Genomic DNA, 1,388 nt, shown 5'->3' with positions numbered 1-1,388 from the left:
GCCCGGGCATGACCGCGGCCGGGTGTTGGTCGACGTTGCGGTGATGCTCGCCGATGGCGGCGAGGCAATCAGTGACATCGATGTGCTGCGCCACCAAAGCGGCGTCCTCGGGCCGGTCGCGTCGCCGCCGACGGTGTGGCGGGCCTTGGACGAGGTCACGCCCGGAGGGTCGCGCAAGATCACGACCGCGCGGGCACGGGCACGTCGGCGCGTGTGGGCGCAACTGCCCCAAGGCGTGCCGGCCTCGAAGGTCGCGGGCAGCGACCTGGCTGACGTGATCGTGTTGGACGTGGATGCCACGGTCGTGATCGCCCACAGCGAGAAGGAGAACGCTGCAGCCACGTTCAAGCGCACCTTCGGGTACCACCCGATCGGCGTGTGGTGCGACAACACGAGCGAGTTCCTGGCGGCGAAGCTGCGCGCCGGCAACGCCGGGTCGAACACCACCAGCGATCACATCGAAGTCCTGGCCGATGCGATCGCCCAGGTCCCCGGTTCGCACCGCAAGAAGCTGCTCATCCGCTCCGACGGGGCGGGCGCGTCCCACGGGCTGCTGGACTGGCTGACCGAGCAAGGCCGAGTCCGTGGCCGCAGCGTGGAGTACTCGATCGGATTCAGCGTCACCGAGAGGATCCGCGCAGCCATCGCGCTGGTTCCCGCGAAGGTGTGGACGCCTGCTTCCGAGGCCGACGGCAGTGTCCGCGTGGGCGGTGACGTCGCCGAACTGACCGGGCTGATCGACCCGGCCATGCGCGCGAAATGGCCGACCGGGATGCGCGTCATCGTCCGGCGCGAACGACCACACCCGGGCGCACAACTGTCACTGTTCGAAGAAGCCGATGGCTACCGCTATCAAACGTTCGTCACCAACACCGCGACAGGCCAACTGGCGTTCCTTGAAGCTCGCCACCGCGCCCATGCCCGCGTCGAAGACCGCATCCGTCACGCCAAAGACTCCGGCCTGCGACGGTTTCCCTCCCGCGAGTTCACCATCAACCAAACCTGGCTGACACTCGTGCAGATCGCGGCCGACCTGACTGCGTGGACGCGGCTGCTCGCGATGACCGGCGACGCGCAGCCCCTGGCTGACTGCGAACCGAAAGCTCTGCGCTACCGCTTCCTTCACGTCCCCGCCCGACTGACCCACGGGGCCCGCCGACGACGACTGCAGGTCCCCAAGACCTGGCCGTGGGCGGCAGCGATCGTCGCCGTGTTCGCGAACATCGCCGCCATCCCACAACCAGCCTGACCGAACATCCGCCACGACAGAGGAACCTGGAGAACCGCAGACCGGCAGCGCCAGCCGGCCCGCCGTCATGCCCTCGACCCCAGCACACTCGATCACGCCGCCCCGACACCGCCGCGGCCATCGTCATGAATGACCGGGG

General features: G+C 68.7%; 1 protein-coding gene. It reads left to right on the top strand.

The features are described from left to right. Positions 1-1,249: IS1380 family transposase (locus ABC138_RS17500; protein WP_345914462.1), on the top strand; the 1,249-nt coding region annotated here is incomplete at its 5' end. Positions 1,250-1,388 lie beyond the last annotated feature (139 nt).

This window comes from Janibacter sp. LM (assembly GCF_039631275.1).
Classification (GTDB): domain Bacteria; phylum Actinomycetota; class Actinomycetes; order Actinomycetales; family Dermatophilaceae; genus Janibacter; species Janibacter terrae.
This window is presented reverse-complemented; position numbering and strand designations above follow the sequence as displayed.